The following is a 26693-nucleotide window of genomic DNA, read 5'->3' on the forward strand; positions in this document are numbered from 1 at the left end:
GTTTTAGAGTTGTGTTATTTTGAACAGATACAAAACTTATTTGTGCATTTGGATAATCATATACTTGTTTTAGAGTTGTGTTATTTTGAACAGATACATAACCCAATTAAGTATGTAGCCGGTCACCGGCTAGTTTTAGAGTTGTGTTATTCTAAACAATAAACGTATATATATTTATACAAATTAATATTTTAAAAATTTAAGTTTGATGTTTATGGTCTTATTATGCAATCATGAATGTATTGGTGTATATTAATCTGTTGATGTATTTAATGAAGGGCTATCGTAGCCCTTCATTAAAAAATGATGATTAACACAATAATAATTGATGAACTTGAAATTGATTTTAAAAATTATTAATAGAAAAGAAAATGAGGTATATAATAAATCTAATCATGTGATTAAGGAGTTATTATAATGGACGAACTACAACAAATAGTAAATAAATTTGTAAATGATAGAGACTGGGATCAATTCCATGCACCAGTACATTTAGCTAAAAGTATTGTAATTGAAAGTGCTGAATTATTAGAATGTTTTCAATGGGATAATGATCACTTTGATCACCAACATGTAAAAGAAGAATTAGCTGACGTGATGATTTATTGTTTACAGATGTGTGATAAAATCGGAGTAAGAGCTGATGATATTATCAAGATGAAAATGAAGATGAATGAAGAAAAGTATCCAGTAGAAAAAGCAAAAGGAAAAAGTGACAAGTATAATGAACTATAATTATTCACTTTTATCGTGAATAGATAGTGTAATTCACAATTATTGTGAATTACACTATTTTTCTTTATATACATCTATAAAATATATATAATTGAAATAAAGAGAGGAAAAGATTATGAATAAGAAAGTAAAACATATTGTAGTAATATTTTCGATTGGATTAGTAGTATTAATAGCTTTTGTATTCTACAAGGCACTTCAAGATCCATCGCAAGGTAGGGATATAGAGTACAATGAAATAGGAATTGAAAATTATGAACAGTTTTGGAATATCGATTTACCTAGTGTAAAGGATCATATCTTTTCGTTGAGTGCCATTGATACAAAATACAGTGTTTATGAACTTAGTGATAAAGCTGATTTTAGTCAGTTTAAAAAGGGAACTACAGCGAATGAAATACGTAATGCATTAGAAGAATATACTTCATCTCGTTATAAAAACAATCAAATACCAAAAGAGGCAACGGGTTATTATTTGATCAAAGAAAATGATGGAAATAAGATCTATGTACAAACTGATAAAAACAAGTTATATATACTTGAAATAAATATATAAAAAGGATATTCACAAAAAGTGTGAATATCCTTTTTAAGTTCACATTTAATGATTAGAAATATTTTCTTTTCTGTATTTAGCAGGTGTCGTATGAGTTTGTTTTTTAAAAGCACGAATAAAAGTTTCAGGATTCTCATATCCTAAAGAGTTTCCAATTTCACGTACTGACATTTGTGTATTGACAAGCATGTATTGAGCATTTCTAATGCGTATGATTCTTTTCCAATCTGAAAACCCCTGACCAGTATGGGATTTAATTAATCTAGAACAATAAGCAGTGGAGAACCCAAAATGATCCGCAATACCTTCTAAGGTTACATCAGCGACATGTTCTTGGATATAGCTCATTACTTTGAAATCATCATGTTTTTTTTCGTTATGGGAAGAATAAGAAGATTCCATAGTTTCAGCACCTTCTCTCATAATATAGGCAAATTGTGAAGTCAATAAACCAATTAAAATTTGATCAGAGTAGTCATCATGATAAAGTTGTTCCTTATAAAGATTCATCATTCTTTGTTGGTAGGCGATAAAATCTTCCTGTTTAGTATGAAAAATAACATATTTAATTTGTTGAGATTTATACATTCCTTCACTAAAGAACTCACTTAATAAATCATGTCCCTTCATCATAGGGGCAAACATGAAGTAGAATGTTTCTTTTTTTAAAAGAATATTAAAGATAATAGAAGAATCATCAAAAACTTCCATCGTATGGAATATGCCAGGAGCAATGAAAATGATATCTCCTTCTTTAAATTGTTTTCTCTCTAAACCGATATTTTGAACACAAGATCCTGAGAATACTGCAATGATTTCAAAAAAATCATGTTTATGTATAAATGCAGGAGTATATCGATTATGTTTGGTAATGAAGACATTTCTGCTTTTATCTTGAAAATAATCACTATCAGTCATTTCATAAGGAATGAATTCAGGAAAAAGATCAGGAATAATAAGATGTCTTTTTAATACATCTTCTTTATCAATTGAGGCTAGAAACGTCTTGAGTGATGAAGAAGATTTTTTTGCATTATAGAGCTCTTTGTAGAATTGTTCATCTTTATTAAGGATAATCATAGGATTCATTGATTGATGTTTTTTCATATAGACCTCCTGTAAAAAAATATATCAAATATAATCATTTATTAAACTGATTATAAAACAAAATATCAAAAAAAGTCAATTTATTAGTCAATTCTCCCAATATGAAGAAATAAAAGATAAATCTATAATGATAGTGAAAGGAAGGATGAATAGATGAAATCAGTATTTAATTTGTATAAGCAAAGACTTGGATATGGTCTAGGTGATTTTGCTTGTAACTTAATTTGGCAAGTTATCTCATTATATCTACTTTATTTTTATACAGATATAATGAAACTTGATGCCAAAGCAATCGGTGTTATGTTTATTGTTTGTCGTATTATTGATGCTATTACAGACGTACTTGTTGGTTATGCAATTGATAAGACAAGAACGCGATGGGGTAAAAGCAGACCTTGGTTCCTATTTGGAGCAGTTCCTTTTGCTTTATCAGCATTCTTGGCATTTAATGTTCCACAGATTGCTCCATCTGGAAAATTAGTATATGCATATGCAACTTATATTTTCTTGTCATTTATGTATACCGTTGTAAATATTCCTCTTGCTTCAATATTACCAGCACTTACAGATGACATGAATGAAAGAACTGTATTGGCTACATGGAGAAAATTCTTCGCATTTTTAGGCTCAACTATTGTCTCAGCTACAGCACTTTCACTTGTTCATTTAGTAGGTAAAGGAAATGAAGCTTTAGGTTTTCGATTTGTAATGGGAATGTTTGGAATTATAGGATCAATATGTTTCTTCTTAACATTTGCATTAGTAAGAGAAACCAATCTACAAGAGCAGACAAAGAGTGTGTCTCTTAAAAAGACTGTTTCTTCTTTAGCACAAAATAAACCATGGAAAATATTTGCATTGAATATTTTATTTCAATGGACGGGATACTTTTTACAGTCAGCAGCATTGGTTTATTACTATAAGTACTATGTTAGATCTACATCAATGGCCTCTCTTGTTGCAACAATTATGACAATCGTACCAATGGTTGCAAACTTTACAGTTCCATTTTTAGCAAAAAAATTAGGAAAAAGAAACTTGTACGAACTATCTGCTTTTGTACAGTTGATTGGTCTATTGATTATCTTTATTGGACAGCTGCAAACATCTATTATCATTACTGGTGCTTTTATTTCAGCATTAGGATATGGGATTAAAGAAAGTATTTATTTCTCAATGCAAGCAGACCCAGTTGATTATGGAGAATGGAAAACAGGAGTACAAGCTGCAGGAACATTGTCATCTTTAAATGGCTTCTTAGGAAAAGTAGCACAGGCATTAGCAGGAGGTATTTCAGGGTTATTACTATCTTGGGGTGCTTACAATAATGAAGCATTAGTACAAAATGCTAAAGCGCTTATCGCTATTAAGAGCATGTATATCTACATTCCAGCTATATTGTTAGTGTTATCAATTATCACAATGTATTTTTATAGATTAGACAAGCAGTTCCCACAAATTCAAAAAGAACTCGCTCAAAGAAGAAAGGTGAAAACATATGAGTAAAAATAGTACAAAAAAATATATGCCACTCGTTGTAGCGGCAGGAATAGGTTCAATGTTAGGCTCTGGTATAATTATTGGACTTTCAGCAACAATTGCGGTATGGCAAAATGGATTAGGATTAACTGATGGACAGGTAGGTATCCTTTCAGGTGCTCTTACATTTGCTATTGCAGCAGGATCATTATTGGCAGGAACAATCACCAAAAAATTTGGATTAATTAAATCATTTAATACAATGAATCTCTTTTATTTAATTGGAACATTAACCTGTGTTATGTCAAATCAATTTATGGTACTTCTAGGCGGTCTTATTATTGCAGGCTTTGCGTCAGGTGCCGATCTTCCTATTAGTTTAACAGTAATATCTCATGATGCTCCTGATGAAAAAACATCAGCTGAATTAGTTGCCTCAACACAAGTATTCTGGCAGATTGGGGTATTAGGATCATATGCAATGGCATTTATTGTTTCAACAGTATCTGGTGCAACAGGTGCACGTATCGTCTTTGCATTATTGGCAGCTTTCGCTGCAATCGCATTCTTATGGAGAACACTCTCTCCTACATTTAGAACTTTCCATGAAGCAGGGAATGCTTACCGAGCTGCTGAGGGAGAAAAAGCAAATGAAGTATCTTTTACTACTTTATTTAAAGGAGAAAATTCATCACGTTTTATTAAATTCTTTGCCTGCATTATGATTTTCTACGTTTGTTGGAATTTATTAGCTAACACATTCGGACAATTCCAGACATATATTCTCGTTAAGGCAAATGCTTCTCAGTCATTAGCAACAGGAAGTGGAATTATTCTTAATATCGTAGGACTTATTTGCGGAATTATGTTTGCTAGTGCAGCGGGCAGTAAACATCGTAATAAATTCTTCTATGTTGGAATCTTTATTCAGGCCTTAGCAATGATTGGAATTGCTCTTGGTGGTGGTTCAATCTTTACAATTGTCGCAATGATTGCTTGTTATAATATTGGTAATCAGTTTGCCGGAGAATCAATCTATAAAGTTTGGACACAGGAATCATTCCCAGCATCCGCAAGAGCTTCTATGCAAGGTTTCATAAATGGTTTTTCAAGATTCTGCTGTGGACTATTTGCATTGGTTACACCTTTCTTAGTCGCACCTTCACGCATTCAAGGAACAATGTATGGCTTTGCTGGAATTGTATTAATTAGTGCTGTCGCTGGTACTGTTATGATTGCTCTTCAAAAGAAATACGGCGTAGCTCAAATGAAATAAAAGGAGAGAGATTATGGCATTTACATTTCAAATAAATAATGAACTTCAATTCAATCATGATGAAGAACTATTAAAAAAAGCAGAAGAGTGTTGTCCTGAAATAAAGAAAGAAACAAAAAAAGCTCTTCATCTTGTTAAACTAATACAAGATCAGACACAACTAGATGGTATTGGTACTTCCATTCTAGAAAAAGATATTGATCAACTATCAGACTATCATCTCAAAAGAGATGATAGTCTAATCCTAGATTTTGGTAATCATTATGTAGGATCATTTTCAGTAGACTTAGATCAAGTTGGATCTCCTATGGATGCACCATTATATATACGCCTAAAATTTGCTGAAATGCCATGTGAACTTAATGCAGAATCACAAGACTATGATGGCTGGTTAAGTCGTTCATGGATACAGGAAGAATTTATACATATTGACGAATTACCATATACACTAAAATTACCAAGAAGATACAGTTTCAGATATGTAGAAATAAAAGTCATTGATACATCTCCAAAATGGCAAGTAGTTATCAAGAATCCAACACTCATCACTGAAACATCAGCAGATTATAGTAGATTAGAACCACTTTCATTGGAAGATAAAACATTACAAAAAATATATGACGTTGGATTAAAAACATTAGCAGATTGCATGCAGGATGTTTTTGAAGATGGACCAAAGAGAGATCGACGCCTTTGGTTAGGTGACCTGCGTTTACAGGCATTAGCCAATTATTCAACATTTGATCAATGTGAACTAGTAAAACGCTGTCTTTATCTATTTGCCGGAATGACTGCAGAAAACAATAAAATATCCGCAAATGTTTTTGTAAAACCTAAACCGTTACCAGATGACACTTTCCTATATGAATATAGCCTCTTCTTCATCTCAACATTATATGATTACAATAAGGCACATCCTGATCTTGCATTTGTGAAAGAACTATACCCTATTGCCAAGAAACAAATGGATGTTACTTTAAAAATGTTTACAGAAGAAGGAAAATTTATTCCTGATGAAGACTATCCTGTCTTTGTAGATTGGTCAAATGCCTTTAATAAAGATACCGCAGGACATGCTGAAACAATCTACGTGCTAAAACAATTTATCTCTTTAAGTCATCTTGTAGAAGATGAAGATGAACATATTTACACAAAAGCATTAAATCAATTATCAAATTATGCTAAAGAACACCTATTTAATAAAGAAAAACACCTCTTTGTAACAGGTGAAAATGAATATAATATTGCATCACAAGTATGGATGGTACTCGCACATGTCATGGATGATGAAACAAACAAAAAAATAATGAATAACACAATTGAACAGCTTTTCCCAATCAAGAATATTGCCACTCCATATATGTATCATCATATTGTAGAAGCATTATTCGAAGCTCATTTAGATAAAGAAGCAATCGCATTAATGAAAAAATATTGGGGAAAAATGATTGAACTAGGTGCAGATACATTCTGGGAAGCTTTTGATCCAGATCGTGTAAGTTATTCCCCTTACGGATCACCAATAGTTAATAGTTATTGTCATGCATGGAGCTGTACACCTGTTTATCTAATTAAAAAATATATTTTAAACAGTAAGTAACAATTACTGTGAAACAAAAAAGGATATTCACCAAAAGAGTGAATATCCTTTTTCTTATTCTAATAGATTCCTATTCTTCATATCCAAGAAAGAAATATGCATTAATGAACCAAGATGCATATAATCCAATGGACGATCAATTTTAATAAATTTTGGAAGATATTCTTCTGGAATATCTTCACTGATAAGAGACTTTAACTCATTGATGTTAGGAATCATATCTGAATAAACCGCAATCACCGCAGGTGCAATAAATGCGATCATAGGAACGATATAGCTCTTAGCTACAAGCATAGCCCCTTCTTCAGTCTTCACCATCTCTAATCCATTTTCATATTGTTTATGCATATACCTGATTTCACCTGCAAAACCATTCTTCCCGTAGATAAGGTGATCATTTAAAATAAATGCACTACCACCAACATTATTGCCTTTTCCTACATAATAAAGACCAATATCTTTATAATCCTTTAATGTCGCATGAATTCCAATAAGACATGCATTCGTATCGTTAAGAAGATAGAAAGTCTTCTTATACTTGTTTTCAAGATAAGACTTAAAACCTTTCATCTTAAAATCATCATACGTATTTATAATATAATCACCATCAGTCGTACCAGGTAGACTGATGCATATTCTCTCTATATCAGGATGCATATCAAAAACCTGATCTAATATCCCATTCAAATCAGAAAGACCCACATGACATAAGATCATATTTTCTTCATGTATCTCTTTATTATGATCATAAATACGATAACTGATCTTCGTATTCTTTAAATGTCTAATAAAACATATTGTAAGTACCTTGTTCAAATCAGATATATGTCTTTGAATAGTAAATAATTTTTTCTCTTCTTTCTCTTCCTTATGAGACAAAGTCTCATTGATAAGAGCTAAAGCTCCAATCGTATCATACCTTGCAAAGATCTGCGCTGGCAGCGCAATGATTTTTGCTTTTAACGTATTTTTTAGCTTAGGCAGCTGGTAGGATACTTGCGGAGCTAACATGATGAGATCGTAGTTATCTCCTTGGTATAATAAATCAGTTACAGGCAATGCTTCAAAGTGCATATCTAAATGATTCTCTTTAGCACTCTCTTCTAACATAGAGGCAAACATACTTGTGGTTAAAGCACTAGAACAGCTTAACAGCACTTTAATAGTTTTGCTTTCCTCTATTTGTTGAAGGGTAGTGTTCATCTGAGAAAACAGATCTTTCGTGTGGAGAAAGTTCTGAAACTGAAAATGAAGATAGAATTCTACTTCTTCACTCTTAGTAGAAACAATCTGCATTTCAATAATATCATTATCATAAAAACCAATATGGCCATTGGCATTCTTGCTGTGAAAAGAAATGACATCATCATTTTCTTCAAGATGATAATTCTCTAACTGATAAGTAACCCACTTCTTAAAAATACTACAATGAATTGTTCTTAAAAACTCATTCATAGTTTTTCTCCTTTATATTGATGTTGCGGTATACCGTAAAACTGAATAAATAAAAAAGCTCTATTCAGCTTTTTTATTTATTCTTGTAAGTCACTAAATGTATCTAATGCCTCTTTAACTTCATTAGAAATAACACGTAAATATTCATATTCACATGTCTGATCTAATTCTAACAGTTTATCTAGTAAAAAAGATACAGAAGATAATTTCTGCAAGGCTTCTTCATATCTCTCTTCTCTATCCACTATTATTCCTCCAGTCTTATTTTCCTCTTATATATATTATACAGTGTAAAATGGTATTTTTCATGGTATTTATTCCATGTTTATGTAAATAAAAAAAGCAGGAAGCCTGCTTTTAGTGACAACAATGATGTCCACCACAATGATGCTCATCATTGTGAGAATGACAAGTTTGTCCATTAATTTGTGGAAGAGTACCTTCTATAAGCATCGCAACTGCTTCGTCAGCATCACCACTTACTCCCGCATATAATTCAATACCCATTTCATGAAGAGCCTGAATGGCACATCCGCCAATACCACCACAAACAAGAGTATCTGCTTTAACATCTTGTAAGAAAGTCGCTAAGGCTCCATGACCTTGTCCATTTGTATTAACAATTGTTTCCTTAATGATTTGCCCATCTTCTACATCATACACTTTAAATTGTTCTGTATGACCAAAATGAGGGAAAATCATCCCGTTAATATAAGACACTGCAATTCTCATAAAATATCCTCCTAAAAAATTTATTATTGTTTTCTTAATGAGTTAAAGTATAACACATAATCACGTGAATAATCATTATCTAAAAATACATAGTTGAAAGAATGAGAAATATTCAATCCCTTAATAGTAAAACATGCAAGTTCATCATCATTTCTTATTAATGGTTCATAAGCAAACGTGATCCCATTAATACGCTTTAATACATCAATAAGTAATGAAAAATGATTGATGGATGTTATTCTCTCAAATTCATTAATAGTATGATTATGTTCAATTAACATTCTTTCAAGAATATCTCTTGTCCCTGATCCTTCTTCTCTAATAAGAAGATGCTGATAGAAGATATCATTTAAGGAGATAACTTTATTGGCAAAAGGATGATCCTTATGACATACCCCAATAAAAGGTACATTTGCATATTCTATATGTTGATATTTGCTTTGATCAAAGAAACCTTCTACTAAGGCAAAATCAAGTAAACCTTTATCAATATAGCTAAGAAGTTTCTTGGTATTATCAATAGTGACAGAGATCTGATTATCGTTATCTAAAGCACACTGCGACACTTGATTCTTAATCACATATTCCCCAATTGTTTTCGTTGCCCCAATATGAAGAAACCTTTTATTGTTATGTGAAGATAAAGCTTGAATAAATTGAGATTCCTGATAAATAAGGTTTTCTACATAATGTTCAAGCATAGCAGCCTCTGTAGTCTTATGTAGCCTCTTCTTATCATATAAGAAGAGTTTGCATTGATAGACCTGTTCCAATTGTTTGATTTGATTTGACACAGCAGGCTGTGTCAAATGTAATGCTTCCGCCGTTTTGCGATAGTTCATAAGCTCACAGAGTTTTAGAAAGGTAATAAGTTTTTGATCGATCATACTGTTCTCCTTGATAAATAGATTTTATTAATTGATAAAAAGTAATAATTAGATTTTATGAGAATGGGTTGCTATAATCAAGCGGTATGAAAGAAAAGAGGGAAAATATGAGTTTTATTAAAGATAAAGGATTAGGGATCCTATTATGTTTTCTTATCGCATTACCATCTTGGTTATTAGGAAAACAATTTCCCATTGTAGGAGGGGCAGTCATTGCGATTCTTTTAGGAATGATCATTTCATTGTTCTGGAACAATAAAGGAAAAGCCCAATCAGGTATTCAGTTTACATCTAAATTTATTTTACAGTCTGCGGTTGTGCTATTAGGATTTGGAATGAATTTAAGTGTTATTTTACAAACGGGAAAAGAGTCATTACCCATTATTATTGGGACAATTTCTACGTCCCTTATCGTTGCGTGGATTCTTCATAAGATCATGCATATTCCTGGAAATATCTCAACTTTAATTGGGGTGGGTTCTTCTATTTGTGGTGGTTCTGCCATTGCGGCAACAGCCCCTATTATTGATGCGGATGATCATGAAGTTGCACAAGCTATTTCTGTTATCTTTTTATTTAATGCGCTCGCTGCTTTATTCTTCCCAATCTTTGGGAAAATCATTGGCTTTAGCCATATTAGCGGACATGCGTTTGGAATCTTTGCAGGAACAGCTATTAATGATACATCATCAGTGACAGCTGCAGCTTCTACTTGGGATAGTATGTGGAAACTAGGAAGTCAGACATTGGATCAGGCGGTAACAGTGAAATTAACAAGAACATTAGCCATTATTCCAATTGTGCTAGGATTATCCGCAATCAGATCACATGATAAGAAAAACTTTACATTAAAAAAAGCGTTACCTGTCTTTATTATTTATTTTATTATTGCTTCACTTATAACAACCATCGCATTACATTTTGGTATCTCTTCAAATATCTTTGCACCTTTTAAAGAATTAAGTAAATTCTTTATTATTATGGCGATGGCGGCCATCGGCCTTAATAGCAATGTGATCAAGCTTATAAAAACAGGAGGAAAACCCATTGTACTTGGCGGTATATGTTGGATGGCCATTACGATTGTAAGTCTTCTACTTCAATATATAACACATATCTGGTAAAAAAAAGAAACGAGCAGATCAACTGCTCGTTTCTTTTTTAGGAAAATTTTTATGAAGGGATTGTAGCTCTTTACTTGCTACAAGGATAGTGTAGTAAATAAATGTGGGAATATTCCATATCAATTATGTGATATAATGTGATTATGGAAAAACTAATAACCAAAGAAAAACTTGAGGCATTATCGCATTCAAAATTCAGAAGTCAGTTCCATCTTAATCGCAATATGAAAAACTATGCAAAAGAAAAGGGAAGTGAACTCATCCAGCAACATGCCTATGATTTTATTAATAAAAGATTAAGACCAGCACATATAGAAAATGATGGAAAACAGACACCTACAAGAAGGAACTCTCATCCTGTCTTTCTCGCTCAGCATGCTTGTGCTTGTTGCTGTAGAGGGTGTCTTGAAAAATGGCACCATATTCCAAAAGGAAGAGAACTTACTGATGAAGAAGTAGATGAAATAGTAAAACTCTTGATGATGTGGATCAATGCAGAATTAAAAAGACAAGATTCTAAGTGAATCTTGTCTTTTTATAACTGACTGATTTTTTCCTGTAAAGAAGTATATTCTTCCTTTGAAATCTTTCCTAATTCCAATAGCTTATCATCGATGGCATTAAGTACACAACGACGATCATCCATGTTATTGACGAAATCATAGCGATTGCCATTGATGACCATCTTTTCTGATGCATCATAGTCCTTGAACCAAGGTTCATAATGAGCAATTAGGTTTTCATAATATTCTTTAAGTTTAGGATCATGATCTACTTGTTCATAATCTCTGCCTCTCATCTTGATATGCTTGATGACAGTATCATAATCTACATCAATATGAATAAGAAGATCAGGTGCTTTCTTATGCGCCGCATAAGGAAGTTCTTCCATCATATTATCAAGAAGAGAATCATAGACATCAACTTCCTGACTTGTCGCTCTTCCCATTTCTGCATTCATATGGAAGAAAAGAGAATCTTCATAAATAGAACGATCAAGTACATTGTTGTCATGAGCCATAGCTTTTTTAATAGATGCAAATCTCTTATTTAAGAAATAAATCTGCAATAAGAATGCATAACGATCAGGATCTGCATAGAACAGTGGAAGAATAGGATTATCTTCTACAGGTTCATAAAAAGGTTCAGTCCCTAAGTGTTCTGATAAGATCTTTGTGAGTTGGGATTTTCCAGCTCCAATCATACCGGACATAATAATCATCACATAATCAACTCCCGTGCTTGATTACAATACATTATTATTAAAAAAAAATCCAGTAAAAAGATAAAATTTGTTGGCTTGCCAACTATTTTTTTATGATTAGAAAAAAGCTTTAATTTAAAGCTATTTATAATTTTTCATTAGAAAGCATATTGTTTGATATCATCAATGCTTTTTAGTATTGTAGAGTTATGAAAGGAGTGTTTATATGACAATATTAGACACATTAAAAAAGAGACGTACAATCTACCAATTAAATAAAAATATGCCTGTATCCGATGAAGAAGTGATTCAGGTTATCAATGATGTAACGGAGTTAACACCTGATGCATTTAATATGAAAAGCGCAAGGGTCATTGTCGCAATGAATGATAACCATGATGCATTATGGGATGTCATCTATGATGCATTTGAAGGAAAAGTTAGCAAAGAAAAGATCCAGACATTCAAGGATGGATATGGAACAGTACTTTACTTCATTGATGATCAGGTTGTAGAAAACCTACAGGAACAGTTTGCCCTTTACGCTGATAACTTCCCAGTTTGGGCTCAGCAAGCCAACGGTATGTTACAGTATGGAATCTGGAATGCCCTTGCTGATCTTAATGTTGGTGCCTCATTGCAACATTACAACCCAGTTATTGATAAGGCAGTAAAAGAAATGTTCAATGTCCCAGAACATTATCGCTTAATTGCTCAGATGCCATTTGGTGGTATTGTTCAGGAAGCAGAACCTAAAGAAAAAGAAGACATTACACAGCGTGTAAAAGTCTTCAATGGTTAATACTCTCACCTATATGGAAACGATGAAGCTGATCATTCATGATCGGCTTCATTTTTTTATACGCTTCATCACTTGTACAATGTCCTGTATAAAAAGTCGCTTTAGTCTTCTTTAATGCATAAGCAAGCTCTTCACATCCTTCAAGATCTTTTTTACTTCTTAGATGAAAACCACCAATTACTAGACGTGGATAATGGTGGAAGTGATCATGAAATGCATTAATGATATGCATGATGCCATTATGAGCACATCCGGCAATAAGGATTTCTTCATCGATAATTAATGATTGTTCATGAAGAAAAGGATCAAGATGATGATCTTCTCCTTCATACATTCCATCCTGTGGATAGGATAACTCTGAAAGAAGATATAAATGATCATTGATCTTCTTGCTAGAAGATAAAAAAGTCACACGTGAAGAAAGATCTAAAGTAGGATCGATGCCAATATATTTTTTATCATGATAATGTGGCAATAGAGCATCCTTTTGCATATAGATTTTTGCGTTCTTATTGATTTTTAAAAAGTCACTAAGGCCTCCTGTATGATCATAGTGTCCATGACTTATAATAAGAGTATCTACTTCTTCAATAGGAAGAGATAGCTTTCTGGCATTTTCTAGATATAGGAAAGAGGCACCGGTATCAAAGAGAATGTTGGTGTTATGAGCTTGAATATAAAAGGATAGACCGTGTTCATTCTTGAATGAAGAAGAAGGCTGGTCATCCATCAATGTTGTGATTTTCATAAAAAAACTCCTTTTTGAAAGAATATCATGAAAAAAATGATAGGACAACTTCATTTTTGTTTGACAATAGAGTGACAATATGATAAAAAAGATGAAACAGTTTGTTAGTGGACAAAAAAAGACCAAAGACGTTGTCTCTGGTCTAAAATTTTACAATTATTCAACTGTAAGATTTTTCTTTACTAAACGAATATGTAAATGGTCACCGTAATTGTTGATAAACATACCAACGATTACGATTGCACAGCCAATAATCTTGCGGATGGAGAACATGTGCAAGAATAGGGCATCAAATATCATACCACTAATGATCTGTGCAATAAATGTAATGAGTGTGAGCCTAACGGGAGAAATTCTATTCACTAAGATCGTCAGGAGAAAGACGTTTACAACGCTTAGAATTCCTCCAAGGAGAACTGCAGGCTGGCTCACAATAGGAGCTACCGTAATTTTTTGTTGATACATAAAAAGGCTAACTATAAATAAAGGAATACTTGTGAGGAGTCCTGTTAAATAGTTCATAAATGTGCTAAAAGTTGGGGTTGAGTACTTAGTTAAGTAGCCATTGACTTGTCTGCTTAATACAATGGAACATCCACTAAGTAATGCACAAATTGCTTCTATCATAACATCATCACTCCTATTCCGCCTGCAACAATAACAAGGCCAACAAACTTTGCAAGAGTTAACTCCTGCTTGGTTACGCCAAGTAAACCATACTGCTCTAGGAAGATAGATGTACACATCTGTCCTAACAAAGAAAGAGCAGTCATGGCCGCAGTTCCGATACTGCCAACGGCGATGACCTGGAACAGTGTCGTTGAGACACCGATGACTCCACCTAAATAGGCAAATTTGGGAGTCTCTTTATTAAACTTGATTGATTGACGAGTTGCCAACATAAACATAATGACAGTCATCAATCCAGATAAATGTATAATAACTGTTGAGAGATATGATCCAGTGATTGCTGATAGCTGACCATTGAATATACTCATCAATGAAACAATAGTTCCACAAAGGATCGCATATAAATAATTCATTTGTTCACCTCACGTTGTTGTATTATAGTGAGTTGCTTCAAAACGAAATAGGACATATGTCACATTCGAGGTATAAAAATGCAAAATTATGAATATTTATTGAAGGACATTATGTCTCCCGATTATTATCAATATCTGGATTTGAAAGAAATCCCTAAGGGAGAGCATCTTCTTCTTCAGGGACAACAATTAACACAGGTGTACATTCTACTTAAGGGGAAGGTTCGTACGACTCATATTACTAGTAATGGTTCTACGCATCTTTATTCAATTTCAAGTCCGTTGACATTGATTGGAGAAGTAGAATTCATGAGCCGTCAGGATGTACAAAATGATGTCTTTGCCATGACTGATTGTGAATGTTATGTCATTGATGTCATCAGATACAGAGATGTATTCATGAAAGACCTCGTCTTTATGACATATATCTGTACTACTATTGCCAATCGTATTCATGTAGCAACGCAGAATTTCTCTATTTCTGTTAATTTCCCAGTTGAAAACAGACTTGCATCTTATATGTTAGCTGTTGAACAAGGGGATATTGTAGAAGAGAACTTCGTGGAAGTAGCCCAGATGATTGGATGTAGCTATCGTCAACTACAAAGAGTTATTAAACACTTTATTTCTCTTGGCTATATTGAAAAAGTGAAGAGAAGCGTATATCACATTTTAGACAGATCAGCTTTAGAAGAGCTTGGGGAAGATCTGTATTTTACATAGGGGGATGTCTTATACGTTTAATAATAAAGTTCCTAGGTCTGATTTTGATACAGATCACTTGAATTTGTTATTGTGAGAATGATTTGCTCATACATGATCCAATAGCTGATATTGGTTATTGCAAAAATGATAAGATGGTAGTTAATGAAGAATGTATCAAGTTGATTACTATGTCACATGTTTGATAGAAGGGAAGTAACTGGTATGAAATATGGAAACTGTTTAATTGATTTGCATCTTCATCTTGATGGATCTTTATCACCGGATATCATCAGAAAGATAAGTCGACTTCAGAATGAAACCTGTACACTAAATGACCAAGAATTAGAAGAGCGACTTATGGTAAGTGAAGACTGTAAAAGCCTGGATGAATATTTAGAGAAATTTGAGTTTCCAGGATATTATCTTCAGACAAAAGAAACAATATCTGCAGCTGTTTCACTTCTGCTTGAAGAATTACATGAACAGGGTCTAATTTATGCAGAAATCCGTTTCGCTCCACAAAAACATAAAGAAAGAGGACTCACGCAAGAAGAAGTCGTTCTTGCTGCAATAGAAGGCATGAAAAATGCCCCTATTCCCGCAAGCCTCATATTATGCTTGATGAGAGGGGACGATACATCCTCAGAGAACCTCGAAACAGTCCGATTGGCAGAAAAATATCTCCATAAAGGAGTAGCGGCCATCGACCTCGCTGGAGCAGAAGCCCTCTATAAGACACATCTCTATAAAACCTTCTTTGATTATGCTTCCTCGCATGAAATCCCATTTACTATTCATGCCGGAGAAGCAGACGGTGTCGAAAGTATCAGTTATGCGCTTCTCTTTGGCGCTAAGCGCTTAGGTCACGGTGTCCGTGCCTATGAAAGTGAAGCGCTCATGAAATCTATCAAAGAACAGAATGTGACATTGGAATTATGTCCAACTAGTAATTTAAATACACAGATATTCATTGATTTAAAAGAATACCCATTACGTACGTTCCTATCTTTTGGTATTCCAGTTACAATCAACACTGATAATATGTCTGTGTCGCATACGACTTTACAAAAAGAATATGATAAGCTTATTGACATATTCCATCTTACTGATGAGGAAATAAAACAGCTTCTATTAAACAGTGTTCATGCATCCTTTGCATCACCGGAAGTAAAAGCCTTATTAGAAAACAAAATAAAAGGCAGAATCGACTGATTCTGTCTTTTATTTTGAAAGAATATCTAAAACATGACGAGAAAAACCTAATAGTTCTGGACGTTCACATGTAGAATAGTGATATTCCATAAAGTATGTAAAAGAGTCATCATCCATATGATTGATCTCTTTTTTCATATATTCCGCAAAGCCATCTTGCGCAATCATTTTCTTTCTTTTTAATTGTAAGGCATCTTTTAGATGATTGATATCTTCAATGCGAACATATGAATAAAGCTCATTGCCTTTTGGTAGTACATGATAATTCTGATCGACATGATGATGTTCTACAGACTGTTTAATAAAGCCATCTCTAAAGCCATGCTGGATGATCGCATATTCATTCATGCAATAGCTGATCATGATATGTCCACCATCTTTTAATACACGCTTAGCTTCACTTAAAGCCTGACATTTTTCTTCAAAGCTCATTAAGTGATACATTGGTCCAAAAAGAAGAACTAAATCAAAGGTGCTATCTTCAAATCGAGAAAGATCAATCGCATTTCCCTGATATGCTTTAAGATGAGGGGCCTTGGATTGAATTCTACGTAAATTATGTTTTACGAGCTCAACGGCAGTTACATCGTATCCTTCCTGATAAAGAGGTACGCTATAAGCGCCAGTTCCAGCACCGATATCTAATATTTTTGTATCATCATTTAAATATTTGTGGATATAAGTCATGGCAGTAAGAAATTCTACCATGCCATGTCTTGTTGTTAATCGTTTGTCTTCATTGAATTTATTATAATACGCAGTAATTTTATCTATGTTCATTCGTAATACTCCTACACATTCTTGAGTATCTTAACATAGCCGCAGGAAAAAAAGAACGATTAATGAGATTTTTTTCCATAGATGATAACTGAATCTTTTAATAGCCCCGGCAACATTAAATATCCTGGGACATCCTTGTAGTCATAGATGACATGAAGACCTAGCTCTTCAAATGAAGAAACATCTTCACAATGACCTTCAAAGGCAATATAGCCATTTTTCTTTAGGACACGTAATCCTTCTTTAATAATGTCAGTGCTATCTTTTTTAGAAGGGAAGAATGAGTAGACATAGTCAAAGGTTTCATCTTTAAATGGCAATGATGTCAATGGAGATGCAATTGCTTCTACACGTTTATTGACTTTGGCTTCTTTAAGATGAGAACGACATTCATCATTGATATCAACACTTTTAATAAGTGCACGCTTATTTTTTGCTAATAAGATGGACGTAAAACCTTTCTTGCATCCTAAATCAAGAACAGTACATTTCTTATCTTTGATCGATAATCTTTTCATTAATGATCTTGCCTTATGATCAAGAATGCTGCCGTTTTTGTATTCTAGCTTACGGTTACAGAATCTAAGGAATAGGGTGAATCCAAGCATAAGCAAGAATAATGCAAAAAGAATGACAGCGAGAACTGTGTTATGAATTGTTGCATCGTTTATATATTGTAAAAAGATAAAAGCAATTGTACTTAGATAGAGAATATTAAGAAACTTGTTTGAAAACCATCCTCCATATTTGTTTTCCATATGATCACCTCGTTATTAGTATACCGAAAACAAAATGTTTTTGCTACTGGTTATACTTTCATAAAATATGGCATTATCATTGAATACATCTTGTGATTCATTTATCATAAAAGAAAGGAGATAATGTTTATGAGTAATAATGTATCAGACACAATTAAATATGTAGGAGTCAATGATCACTCTATTGACTTATTTGAAGGACAATATCATGTGCCCCATGGTATGTGCTATAACTCGTATGTCATTATAGATGAAAAGATTGCTGTAATGGATACAGTGGATATTCGCTTTGGTCATGAATGGTTGGATCACATTTATAATGTGCTAGATGGAAGAAAACCTGATTATCTTATTATCCAGCATATGGAACCTGATCATTCAGCTAATATTGAGAATTTCTTGAATGTTTATCCTGATGTACAGGTAGTCGGCAATGTAAAGACCTTCACGATGATGGAACAGTTCTTTGGTGCAGGTTTTGCCAAAAACAGAGTTGTTGTTAAGAATATGGAAACTTTATCATTAGGAAGTCACGAATTGACATTCGTATTTGCGCCAATGGTTCATTGGCCAGAAGTCATGGTTACTTATGATGCAAAAGATAAGGTTTTATTCTCAGCTGATGGCTTTGGTAAATTTGGTGCATTGGATTATGAAGAAGACTGGGATGATGAAGCCCGTCGCTATTATATTGGTATCGTTGGTAAATATGGTATGCAGGTGCAAGCATTGCTTAAGAAAGCTGCTACATTAGATATTGAAACGATTGCCCCATTGCATGGTCCAGTTTTAAAAGAACATCTTGAGCACTATATTGGACTTTATGACAAATGGTCGAGCTATGATATTGAAAAAGATGGAATTCTTGTCGCTTATACAAGTGTATATGGACATACAAAACAGGCAGTGGAAACATTAGTCAATGATTTAAAAGAAAGAAAATGTCCGGATGTAAAAGTCTATGATCTTGCAAGAAGTGATATGTCAGAAGCTGTAGCTGACGCATTTAGCTACGGTAAGGTTGTATTAGCTACTACGACATATAATGCGGATATGTATCCATTTATGAGAGAGTTTATTGATCATTTAACAGAAAGAAACTTCCAGAATCGTACAGTGGCCATGATTGAAAATGGCTCATGGGCGCCTATGGCTGCGAAATGTATGACAAAAGAACTTGAAGGATGCAAGAAGCTTAATATTCTTTCACCCATTACAATCAAGTCCGCAATGCATGAAGAAGAAAGAGAAGCTATTTCTCAATTAGCCGATACACTTTGTATGGATTACGTAGAAACAGCGCCAGATGCTCCACGTAAAAATGATATGACCGCATTATTTAGACTTGGTTATGGTTTATATGTCATTACTACCAATGATGGCAATAGAGACAATGGGTGTATTGTCAACACAGTAACACAGGTAGCTGAAAATCCTAATCGTTTAGCAGTATGTATCAATAAGAACAACTATACTGACCATATTGTTTCTAAGACAGGAAAACTGAATGTCAACTGTCTTTCAGAAGAAGCACCATTTAGTGTCTTTGAAAGATATGGCTTTAAATCAGGAAGAAGTGTGGATAAGTTTGAAGGTCTTTCAGTAAAAAGATCTGATAATGGTCTTGTGATCTTGCCACAATATATTAATGCGATTATGTCTCTTCATGTAGAATCAAGTGTAGATTTAGGTACACATAATATGTACATCTGTACAATTGAAGAAGCGCGTGTTGTATCAAATGCCAACACAATGACTTATACATATTATCAGAATAATGTAAAACCTAAACCAGAAACAGAAGGAAAGAAGGGTTGGGTCTGCACTGTATGCGGATATGTTTACGAAGGTGAAAACATCCCTGATGATTTCATTTGTCCATTATGTAAACATGGTGTCAGTGACTTTGAAAAGATCGAATAACTATGAAGAAAAATATATACATATTGATGTGTTTTTTCTCCTTATTAGCAGTCAATATTGTACCTGTCAATGCCTCCCTCAATGTGGAGGCATTGATGGCGAAAATGACGCTAAGAGAAAAAATCTCTCAGCTGATTATGATGGATTTTCGTACATGGGATAACCAGAACTTTACGACAATGAATGAGTCCGTAAAAAAATTAATTGAAAACAATGATTTTGGTGGCATCATTCTTTTTAAAGAAAATCTAGCAACAACTTCACAAATATACAAATTAACTAATGATATGCAATCAGCTGCGAAAAAAAGTAAAAACAAGATACCGCTCTTTATTGGAACGGACCAGGAAGGTGGTATCGTTCACCGTATTGGCAGTGGATGTGCAATGCCCGGCAATATGGCACTAGGAGCTACTCATAGTGAAAAGTATGCAAAGAAAGCTGGAGAGCTTATCAGTGAAGAATTAGAAGCACTTGGCATCAATACAAACTTTGCACCATGCGTGGATGTGAACACTAATCCTAATAATCCTGTTATTGGATTACGAAGCTTTTCTGATCATCCTGAACTTGTCACAAAGCTTGGCGAAAAGATGATTGAGGGAATGCATAAGAATAATGTTTTAACCGCAATCAAGCATTATCCTGGTCATGGGGATACAGATACTGATTCTCATACAGGGTTGCCCGTTGTCAATAAAAGCAAGGAGACATTGATGAAAAGTGATTTTCTTCCTTTTAAGAATCTTTCTTCAAAGACCGATATGATCATGAGTGCGCATATTACTTATCCACTTGTTGATGGGAGAAAGATTCAATCTAAAAAAGGCAGCATCTATTATCCTGCTACATTATCTTCAAAGATGATCAAGATCTTAAGAGATGAATTCAAATACAAGGGTGTCATTGTTACAGATGCCTTAAACATGGGGGCAATCACTGATCATTTTTCACCAACAGAGGCAGCGACACATGCCTTGAACGCTGGTGTAGATTTATTATTGATGCCCGTAATCGTTCATGGTGATCAGGATATATCTGCCATTACAAGTTTATTGGATAATCTTGAAAAAGCAGTAAAAAAAGGAACAATCTCATCTAAAAGAATAGATGAAGCAGTAAAGAGAGTATTAACTTTAAAGAAGAAAAGAAATATCTTAGGTAAAAAGAATTCAAAAGATCCTACTAAGATTGTTGGAAGTGCTGCTCATCATCAATTAGAAGCAGAGATTGCCAATAGTGCCGTCACTGTTATTAAGAATAAGAAAGATGTACTGCCATTGACACACTGCAAGAAAATGCTTGTAGCACTCCCTTATAAAAATGAAAAGCCAGCAGTAGAGCTGGCCATAAGAAGATTGAAGCATGCTGATCTTCAAGTTGATTACATGCTTTATGGAGAAGATACAAGTGAAAAAGAAATCAGAAAGAAAGTAGGCTACTATGATAGTGTGCTATGCATTTCTGAAATCATTAATACGAAACATCTGAAGTCTTCTCACTATATGACAAGAGTACCTACACAGATGATGCAGGCAACAGCTTCTCAAAAGAAGACCGGGATTATCATGAGCATTGCCAATCCTAATGATGTAGCGCACTACAATGATGCAGATGCGATCATTGCGGTCTATGGCAATACGGGAATGGATCCTACTGAAAGTCTAATGCCTGAAAAAGCTTATGGTCCAAATATTGTATCAGGTGTGGAGACATTGTTTACTTATCAAGAAAAACTAGGAAGATTACCTGTTAATATTTATCGTTATGATGAAAACAAAGAAGCTTTTACAAATCAGATTGTCTATAAGAGAGGATATGGTCTCTCTTATAAAAAAGAAAAAGTGACTAAAAATAATCCTAAAAGACCTGTTATACTGTTTATCTTAATGGGAATAGCTGGTTTATTATTAATGGGAATATCCCTAATTATAAAAAGGAGAATCAAATGCCAATAATTGATGATTTAAAAGCATTTGCCTCACAGGCAATGGATGAAATAGAAGACGCTGTTGAAGAAACAAAAATCAAGTCTCAGGCTAAAAGTATTTCCAAGGAAATAATGCGTAATTACGCAATAATTGGCAAATACTATTATGAAGCATTCAAGAATGGAGAAACAATTCCTGAAGAGCTGATCAATACCTTTAGAGCCATTGATGAAGAACAGGAAGAACTCAAGAAAATAGAGGAGAAACTTAAACAGTTCTAGTATGCCAGCAAGCTATACACATCAATGTTTTGGAGATGATGTGCTTCCACATCTCTCTACAATGTTACAGGATCTAATCAAGTCCCATAAAGATTATTATGATCTAGGATTACAGGGACCTGATCTCTTCTTTTATTTTCATCCTACAAGACAGTCTATGGTAAAAGAATACGGATTGAAGCTTCATCAAGAAAGTGCTCATCCTTTCTTTGAAGAAAGGATAGCTTACTTGCATATGAATCAAGATGAAAGAGCTATTGCCTACATGTTAGGATTTATTAATCATTATTTATTGGATAGTGCCTTACATCCGCTCATCAATAAGACTGGCAGACATTTTGCTTGTGAAAGAGATCTTGATCATTTCTTTATTGAAGAAAGACAACCAAAAAATCCCAGTGTGGCAGATCGCTTTTCAAAAGGGGAGACATTATGTAAAATCCTTGGGACATTAATGCATATGGAACCTATCTTAATAAGAAAGTCTATTTCTTCATTTCAGTTCTATGGTGCGCTTCTTTACAATAAACATAAGCCAATCTTGCTTTTTTGCAGGAGTGTTCTTAGTGCTATGCGTCTTCAAAATGCGGATATGGTCATGATTGGAAATCATGACATTGATCTATCCCAAATTAAAGAAGGCTATTGTGCCTGTATTGAAGAAGCAAGTGTTCAATTAGAAAATGTCTACTATGCTATTACACATGGAACAGAGCTTTCTTCACGCTTTATCCCAAACTATTATGGAGAGAAAACCTAAGGTTTTCTCTTTTTTGTCATATTGAAGTGAAATATATATAAAATCAAAAATCATTGATAAATAGGAATAAAATTAGTGATAGAATGAAAGAAGGAGTGATGCGTATGTTTAGTGAAGAAGCGACAATCTATTTCATTGATTTTAAGAAAGATACCTATCGTTTAATCCATGCAGATGATACGAAATTCTTGAATTACTATAAAAAAGAAGGAAGCTTTAAAGAAATCATCGAAGAAGAATATCAGCGATTAGTAGAACAGTTTCACAATGAAGATTATCAATGTATATTTCATATACAAGAAGAACTTAAAAAGAATAAGACATTCACAGTACGTTTTCCTGTAGAAGGAAAAATGTGGAAAGACATTGTCTTTGTAAGAAATGATGATGAAGCTTCCCAGGCTTTTATGTATTTTATCAAGAAAGCCAAAAAAGATGATGTTATCCAAAAAGCAATGGATGATCTTAAACAAGAAAGCGAAAGAAGAAGTCTTTATTATGAAGCTATCAGACAAGCATCAGTAGCTATGGTAGAGATAGATGTTACAACCGACACTATTGTCGAATTTGACTATGATTATAATTTAAGCGAAAAGCAAATTCATATTCTTAAGGCAAGTGAGCTTATAGAAAAGTGGGCAAGTCTTTATGTAGAAGATACTCCTGATGCATTTCGTCACTATTTAAGCAGAGAATATATTGAAAGACAGTATGAAAAAGGATGTCTGACAACACACTTTATTTATCACTCAAAGAGTTCACGCTATATAAGACTCTTTAGTGTTTATGCTAAAAACAGTGAAGGACATATTATCGCCTTAATTCTTGCAAGAGACCATACTGCCATTAAACAAAGAAAAGAAAGAGATAGCTATTACACTAATCTTATTAAAGGGTTAGCTATTGATTATGAAAATATCTTCTTTATTGATGAAAAAAACAAAACGCATATTTATAGAATGACATCAAAATTAAAAGAAGAACTCAAAGATCATCTGCATTCTGCAGATATATTGGATATATTTGCGGATAAGTATGTCTATAAGGAAGACTTAGATAATTTCAAGACTGTTGTGGATAAGAACAATATCTTGAAGCTGATGAAAACTGAAGGAGAAGTCATTCGTTTTCAGTTTAGAGTCACACTTCATAATCAGTTGACATACTATGAAGTCAAGATCATCAATGTTGGCACAAATGAAAGTCCAATCCTTGTATTTGGCTTTACCAACGTTGATAAGGAAACAAAAGATCGTCTCTATCGACAGGAGTTTCTTAAAAATGCTGTTATCCAAATGCAAAAAGCCAACAAAGCCAAGGATGTCTTCTTATCCAATATGTCCCATGATTTACGTACACCAATGAACGCTATTGTAGGTTATGCGGATATTGCGATTAATCATCTTCAACAAGAAGAAATTGTAGAAAAGAGTCTTAATCAGATAATAAAGAACTCTAATCATCTTCTTTCATTGATAAATGATCTTCTCAATGTGACCAGAATAGAGAGTGGCGGTTATCAGATTGATGTGCATTCCTATAATCTAGTTGATGAACTAAGTGATCTAAAAGATATGATCATGGTAGAAATGAATAAGAAAGATATGCATTTTGAAACATCATTTGAGAAAATAACACACCCATATGTTGAATGTGACTTCATAATAATAAGACAGGTCTTCCAGAATATATTGGAGAATGCGATAAAATATACACCAAAAGGAGGACATATCTTCTTTGAAGTCAAACCGCTCCATCATGTAGAAAGCGGGTATGAAACATTTGAATGTCGCATTAAAGATGATGGGATTGGTATAGAACAATCTTTCTTAAAGCATATCTATGAACCATTTATGAGAAGTGAAACCTCTTCTACAAGCAATATTCCAGGAACGGGTCTAGGAATGACAATTGCTAAAAGTCTTGTCACCCTTCTTGGCGGCAGCATTCATATAGAAAGTGAACCTGGAATAGGTACGGAAGTCATCTTATGCTTTGAAATGAAGCTTTCTCATAAAGAAGAAGAGAAAGAGTCTGTCACATCTCATAGAGATGTGACAGGCTTATCTGTTCTTCTTGTAGAAGACAATAAAATGAACAGTGATATTGCTAAAATGATACTTGATGAAAAAGGTATTCATGTAGAAGTCGCATTCAATGGAAAAGAAGCTTTATCAATGTTTAAAGAACATCACTATGATCTCATTCTTATGGATCTTAAGATGCCATTTATGAATGGATACGAATGTGCTAAAGAAATAAGAAAAGAATCAGATGTTCCTATTGTCGCTGTCAGTGCCAATGCTTTTGAAGAAGATAAGCAGAAAGCATTCATGTGCGGTATGAATGATTACATAACCAAGCCATATCAGATTGATGAATTAATTAAAGTCATACAAAAAAACACCTAAAAGTTAGGTGTTCTTTTTTGTACGCTTTTCAAGCTTCTTCCAGATAACATCACGATAGAAATAATCAGCAATCGCTGCAAAAGGAATAGCTAATAAGATTCCCCATACACCAAACATACGCCCACCGACGATGATGGTAATAAGAATCCAGATAGAGGAAACACCGAAGGAGTTTCCAAATAATTTTGGTTTAAGAATATATCCATCAATAGTCTGCAATACTAAAGTGAACAAGATAAACCAGAGAGCCTGCCATGGATTGACAAGCAGAAGAATAAAGGCCCCAATAAGACCACCGACAATTGGTCCAAAAGTTGGTGCCAGATTGGTAATACCAACAACTACTGAAATAAGAATATTATAAGGCATATCCATAATCAGGAAGAAGAAAAAGTTAGCAAACCCAACGATGATACCATCAATGATATCAAAGACCATATATCTAACTAAGATACGGTTGCATCTTCTCCAGAAACCAGTAATATTCTTATACTTCTCAGGACTTAAGATAGCTTTAGAAAACTCTCTTACTCCTGATTGCAATGGTGTAGCATCCAATAAGAAATAGATAGCTAAAATAATGGAAATAAGAATATTGAATAATCCTGATCCAATATTGAAAGATGTGCTGATAATGCTTTTCATATTAGCAGAAATCAATTTCGACAACAGTTCTAGGAACTGATTTCCAGCATGAGCCAATGATGAAATATCAATATTGCTAGAAGCTAAAGAAGTAGTTAAAGAAGAAATGATGGCCTGAAGACTCTTCGCATAAGTGTTGAAGTTCATAACTAAACCTAAAACACTCTTAATAAGCTGAGGAATCAGCGCTATCATCAAGATGGAAATGCAGATGATCACAATGATCGCTGCAAGAAGAACCGAAAGATTTCTTCTTTTCTTCTTATTTTCAATATTCACTAAAACCTTCTCCTCAAAAAACTCTACAAAAGGATGAAGGACATAAGCAATAATTAATCCATAAAAAACAGGGGAAATAAATTTAAAGATAGCCTTCAAGATATTCAATATCCCTGGCAGATTGGATAAAATATAATATAAAAGGACGGCCGAACAAGTTGCGATGGAATAGTAGATCCAAGGCTTATTGAGCCACTCTTTTTTAAGTTTCACATTTGACACCTCCATGGCACCATTATATCATAATGATACAAAATTCC

General features: G+C 33.7%; 27 protein-coding genes. 15 read left to right on the forward strand and 12 right to left on the reverse strand.

The genetic code is table 11. The annotated features are described in order from the left end of the window. Window positions 1-417: 417 nt before the first annotated feature. Entirely contained in the window at window positions 418-735 is a 318-nt protein-coding gene (locus tag T513_RS0109975; RefSeq protein ID WP_031589972.1) for a nucleotide pyrophosphohydrolase, read from the forward strand. 115 nt (window positions 736-850) lie between these two features. Then, window positions 851-1291, forward strand: coding sequence for a hypothetical protein (locus tag T513_RS0109980; RefSeq protein WP_031589974.1), 441 nt, complete (start codon window positions 851-853; stop codon window positions 1289-1291). A gap of 45 nt (window positions 1292-1336) precedes the next feature. Here T513_RS0109980 and T513_RS0109985 read toward each other — a convergent pair whose 3' ends face one another. Next, window positions 1337-2398: an AraC family transcriptional regulator gene (locus T513_RS0109985; protein ID WP_031589977.1), complete on the reverse strand. Its 1062-nt coding sequence runs from the start codon at window positions 2396-2398 to the stop codon at window positions 1337-1339. Window positions 2399-2551: 153 nt separating this feature from the next. On the opposite strand from T513_RS0109985, the gene T513_RS0109990 reads away from it, so the two are divergent. From T513_RS0109990 to T513_RS0110000, 3 genes are read left to right on the forward strand one after another with little or no spacing between them, the layout of a single operon-like run. Beyond that, window positions 2552-3904, forward strand: a complete 1353-nt coding sequence (locus tag T513_RS0109990; protein ID WP_031589978.1) for an MFS transporter — start codon at window positions 2552-2554, stop codon at window positions 3902-3904. After that, window positions 3897-5153: an MFS transporter gene (locus T513_RS0109995; protein ID WP_031589979.1), complete on the forward strand. Its 1257-nt coding sequence runs from the start codon at window positions 3897-3899 to the stop codon at window positions 5151-5153. The genes T513_RS0109990 and T513_RS0109995 overlap by 8 nt, the downstream gene beginning before the upstream one ends. A gap of 13 nt (window positions 5154-5166) precedes the next feature. Further along, on the forward strand, window positions 5167-6753 hold the full coding sequence (locus T513_RS0110000) for an alpha-L-rhamnosidase-related protein (protein WP_031589980.1): 1587 nt from the start codon (window positions 5167-5169) through the stop codon (window positions 6751-6753). A 54-nt stretch (window positions 6754-6807) separates the two neighbouring features. Here the strand turns inward: T513_RS0110000 and T513_RS0110005 are convergent, their stop codons facing one another. The 4 genes from T513_RS0110005 to T513_RS0110020 form a co-directional block, all read right to left on the reverse strand. Further along, window positions 6808-8208, reverse strand: a complete 1401-nt coding sequence (locus T513_RS0110005) for an ROK family protein (RefSeq protein ID WP_031589983.1) — start codon at window positions 8206-8208, stop codon at window positions 6808-6810. A gap of 77 nt (window positions 8209-8285) precedes the next feature. Beyond that, window positions 8286-8453, reverse strand: a complete 168-nt coding sequence (locus T513_RS12275) for a hypothetical protein (protein ID WP_155266092.1) — start codon at window positions 8451-8453, stop codon at window positions 8286-8288. Between the two features lie 112 nt (window positions 8454-8565). After that, window positions 8566-8940 (reverse strand): NifB/NifX family molybdenum-iron cluster-binding protein, encoded by a 375-nt coding sequence (locus T513_RS0110015; protein WP_031589985.1) that lies wholly within the window; start codon window positions 8938-8940, stop codon window positions 8566-8568. A 23-nt stretch (window positions 8941-8963) separates the two neighbouring features. Continuing rightward, window positions 8964-9827, reverse strand: a complete 864-nt coding sequence (locus T513_RS0110020) for a LysR family transcriptional regulator (RefSeq protein WP_031589986.1) — start codon at window positions 9825-9827, stop codon at window positions 8964-8966. A 107-nt stretch (window positions 9828-9934) separates the two neighbouring features. On the opposite strand from T513_RS0110020, the gene T513_RS0110025 reads away from it, so the two are divergent. After that, on the forward strand, window positions 9935-10951 hold the full coding sequence (locus T513_RS0110025; RefSeq protein WP_031589987.1) for a YeiH family protein: 1017 nt from the start codon (window positions 9935-9937) through the stop codon (window positions 10949-10951). Window positions 10952-11094: 143 nt separating this feature from the next. After that, window positions 11095-11475: a DUF4186 domain-containing protein gene (locus T513_RS0110030; RefSeq protein WP_029072685.1), complete on the forward strand. Its 381-nt coding sequence runs from the start codon at window positions 11095-11097 to the stop codon at window positions 11473-11475. Between the two features lie 11 nt (window positions 11476-11486). Here T513_RS0110030 and T513_RS0110035 read toward each other — a convergent pair whose 3' ends face one another. Continuing rightward, window positions 11487-12173, reverse strand: coding sequence for a deoxynucleoside kinase (locus T513_RS0110035; protein WP_031589988.1), 687 nt, complete (start codon window positions 12171-12173; stop codon window positions 11487-11489). Window positions 12174-12381: 208 nt separating this feature from the next. Between T513_RS0110035 and T513_RS0110040 the strand changes: the two genes are divergently transcribed. Beyond that, on the forward strand, window positions 12382-12957 hold the full coding sequence (locus T513_RS0110040; RefSeq protein ID WP_029071462.1) for a nitroreductase family protein: 576 nt from the start codon (window positions 12382-12384) through the stop codon (window positions 12955-12957). On the opposite strand, the gene T513_RS0110045 is transcribed toward T513_RS0110040, so the two are convergent. The 3 genes from T513_RS0110045 to T513_RS0110055 form a co-directional block, all read right to left on the reverse strand. After that, entirely contained in the window at window positions 12947-13705 is a 759-nt protein-coding gene (locus T513_RS0110045; RefSeq protein WP_031589989.1) for an MBL fold metallo-hydrolase, read from the reverse strand. The genes T513_RS0110040 and T513_RS0110045 overlap by 11 nt on opposite strands. A gap of 156 nt (window positions 13706-13861) precedes the next feature. Continuing rightward, window positions 13862-14332, reverse strand: coding sequence for a DMT family transporter (locus T513_RS0110050; protein WP_051551209.1), 471 nt, complete (start codon window positions 14330-14332; stop codon window positions 13862-13864). Next, entirely contained in the window at window positions 14329-14748 is a 420-nt protein-coding gene (locus T513_RS0110055; RefSeq protein WP_029071464.1) for a DMT family transporter, read from the reverse strand. Before T513_RS0110055 ends, T513_RS0110050 begins: the two co-directional genes overlap by 4 nt. 78 nt (window positions 14749-14826) lie before the next feature. On the opposite strand from T513_RS0110055, the gene T513_RS12095 reads away from it, so the two are divergent. Both T513_RS12095 and add read left to right on the forward strand, forming a co-directional pair. Continuing rightward, window positions 14827-15471 (forward strand): cyclic nucleotide-binding domain-containing protein, encoded by a 645-nt coding sequence (locus T513_RS12095; RefSeq protein WP_031589992.1) that lies wholly within the window; start codon window positions 14827-14829, stop codon window positions 15469-15471. Window positions 15472-15675: 204 nt separating this feature from the next. Next, a complete protein-coding gene (gene add, locus T513_RS0110065; RefSeq protein WP_031589993.1) occupies window positions 15676-16665 on the forward strand; it encodes an adenosine deaminase in 990 nt (329 codons plus the stop codon). Between the two features lie 9 nt (window positions 16666-16674). Here add and T513_RS0110070 read toward each other — a convergent pair whose 3' ends face one another. Both T513_RS0110070 and T513_RS0110075 read right to left on the reverse strand, forming a co-directional pair. Next, window positions 16675-17445 (reverse strand): class I SAM-dependent methyltransferase, encoded by a 771-nt coding sequence (locus T513_RS0110070; RefSeq protein WP_031589995.1) that lies wholly within the window; start codon window positions 17443-17445, stop codon window positions 16675-16677. A 59-nt stretch (window positions 17446-17504) separates the two neighbouring features. Then, a complete protein-coding gene (locus tag T513_RS0110075; protein WP_031589997.1) occupies window positions 17505-18203 on the reverse strand; it encodes a class I SAM-dependent methyltransferase in 699 nt (232 codons plus the stop codon). A gap of 129 nt (window positions 18204-18332) precedes the next feature. On the opposite strand from T513_RS0110075, the gene T513_RS0110080 reads away from it, so the two are divergent. The 5 genes from T513_RS0110080 (at window position 18333) to T513_RS11840 (ending at window position 25509) form a co-directional block, all read left to right on the forward strand. Then, window positions 18333-20126 (forward strand): flavin reductase, encoded by a 1794-nt coding sequence (locus tag T513_RS0110080; RefSeq protein WP_031589998.1) that lies wholly within the window; start codon window positions 18333-18335, stop codon window positions 20124-20126. Window positions 20127-20221: 95 nt separating this feature from the next. Beyond that, window positions 20222-22084, forward strand: a complete 1863-nt coding sequence (locus tag T513_RS0110085; protein WP_051654438.1) for a glycoside hydrolase family 3 protein — start codon at window positions 20222-20224, stop codon at window positions 22082-22084. After that, complete coding sequence (locus T513_RS0110090) at window positions 22075-22338, forward strand: hypothetical protein (RefSeq protein WP_031590001.1); 264 nt, start codon at window positions 22075-22077, stop codon at window positions 22336-22338. The genes T513_RS0110085 and T513_RS0110090 overlap by 10 nt, the downstream gene beginning before the upstream one ends. A gap of 1 nt (window position 22339) precedes the next feature. Then, window positions 22340-23098, forward strand: coding sequence for a zinc dependent phospholipase C family protein (locus T513_RS11835; RefSeq protein WP_051654439.1), 759 nt, complete (start codon window positions 22340-22342; stop codon window positions 23096-23098). 104 nt (window positions 23099-23202) lie between these two features. Beyond that, the gene (locus tag T513_RS11840; RefSeq protein WP_051654440.1) at window positions 23203-25509 is read left to right on the forward strand and encodes an ATP-binding response regulator; all 2307 of its coding nucleotides are present in this window, start codon (window positions 23203-23205) and stop codon (window positions 25507-25509) included. 3 nt (window positions 25510-25512) lie between these two features. Here the strand turns inward: T513_RS11840 and T513_RS0110105 are convergent, their stop codons facing one another. Next, window positions 25513-26646: an AI-2E family transporter gene (locus T513_RS0110105; RefSeq protein WP_031590005.1), complete on the reverse strand. Its 1134-nt coding sequence runs from the start codon at window positions 26644-26646 to the stop codon at window positions 25513-25515. Between the last annotated feature and the right edge of the window lie 47 nt (window positions 26647-26693).

The organism is Kandleria vitulina DSM 20405, from assembly GCF_000702065.1.
Taxonomy (GTDB): domain Bacteria; phylum Bacillota_I; class Bacilli_A; order Erysipelotrichales; family Coprobacillaceae; genus Kandleria; species Kandleria vitulina.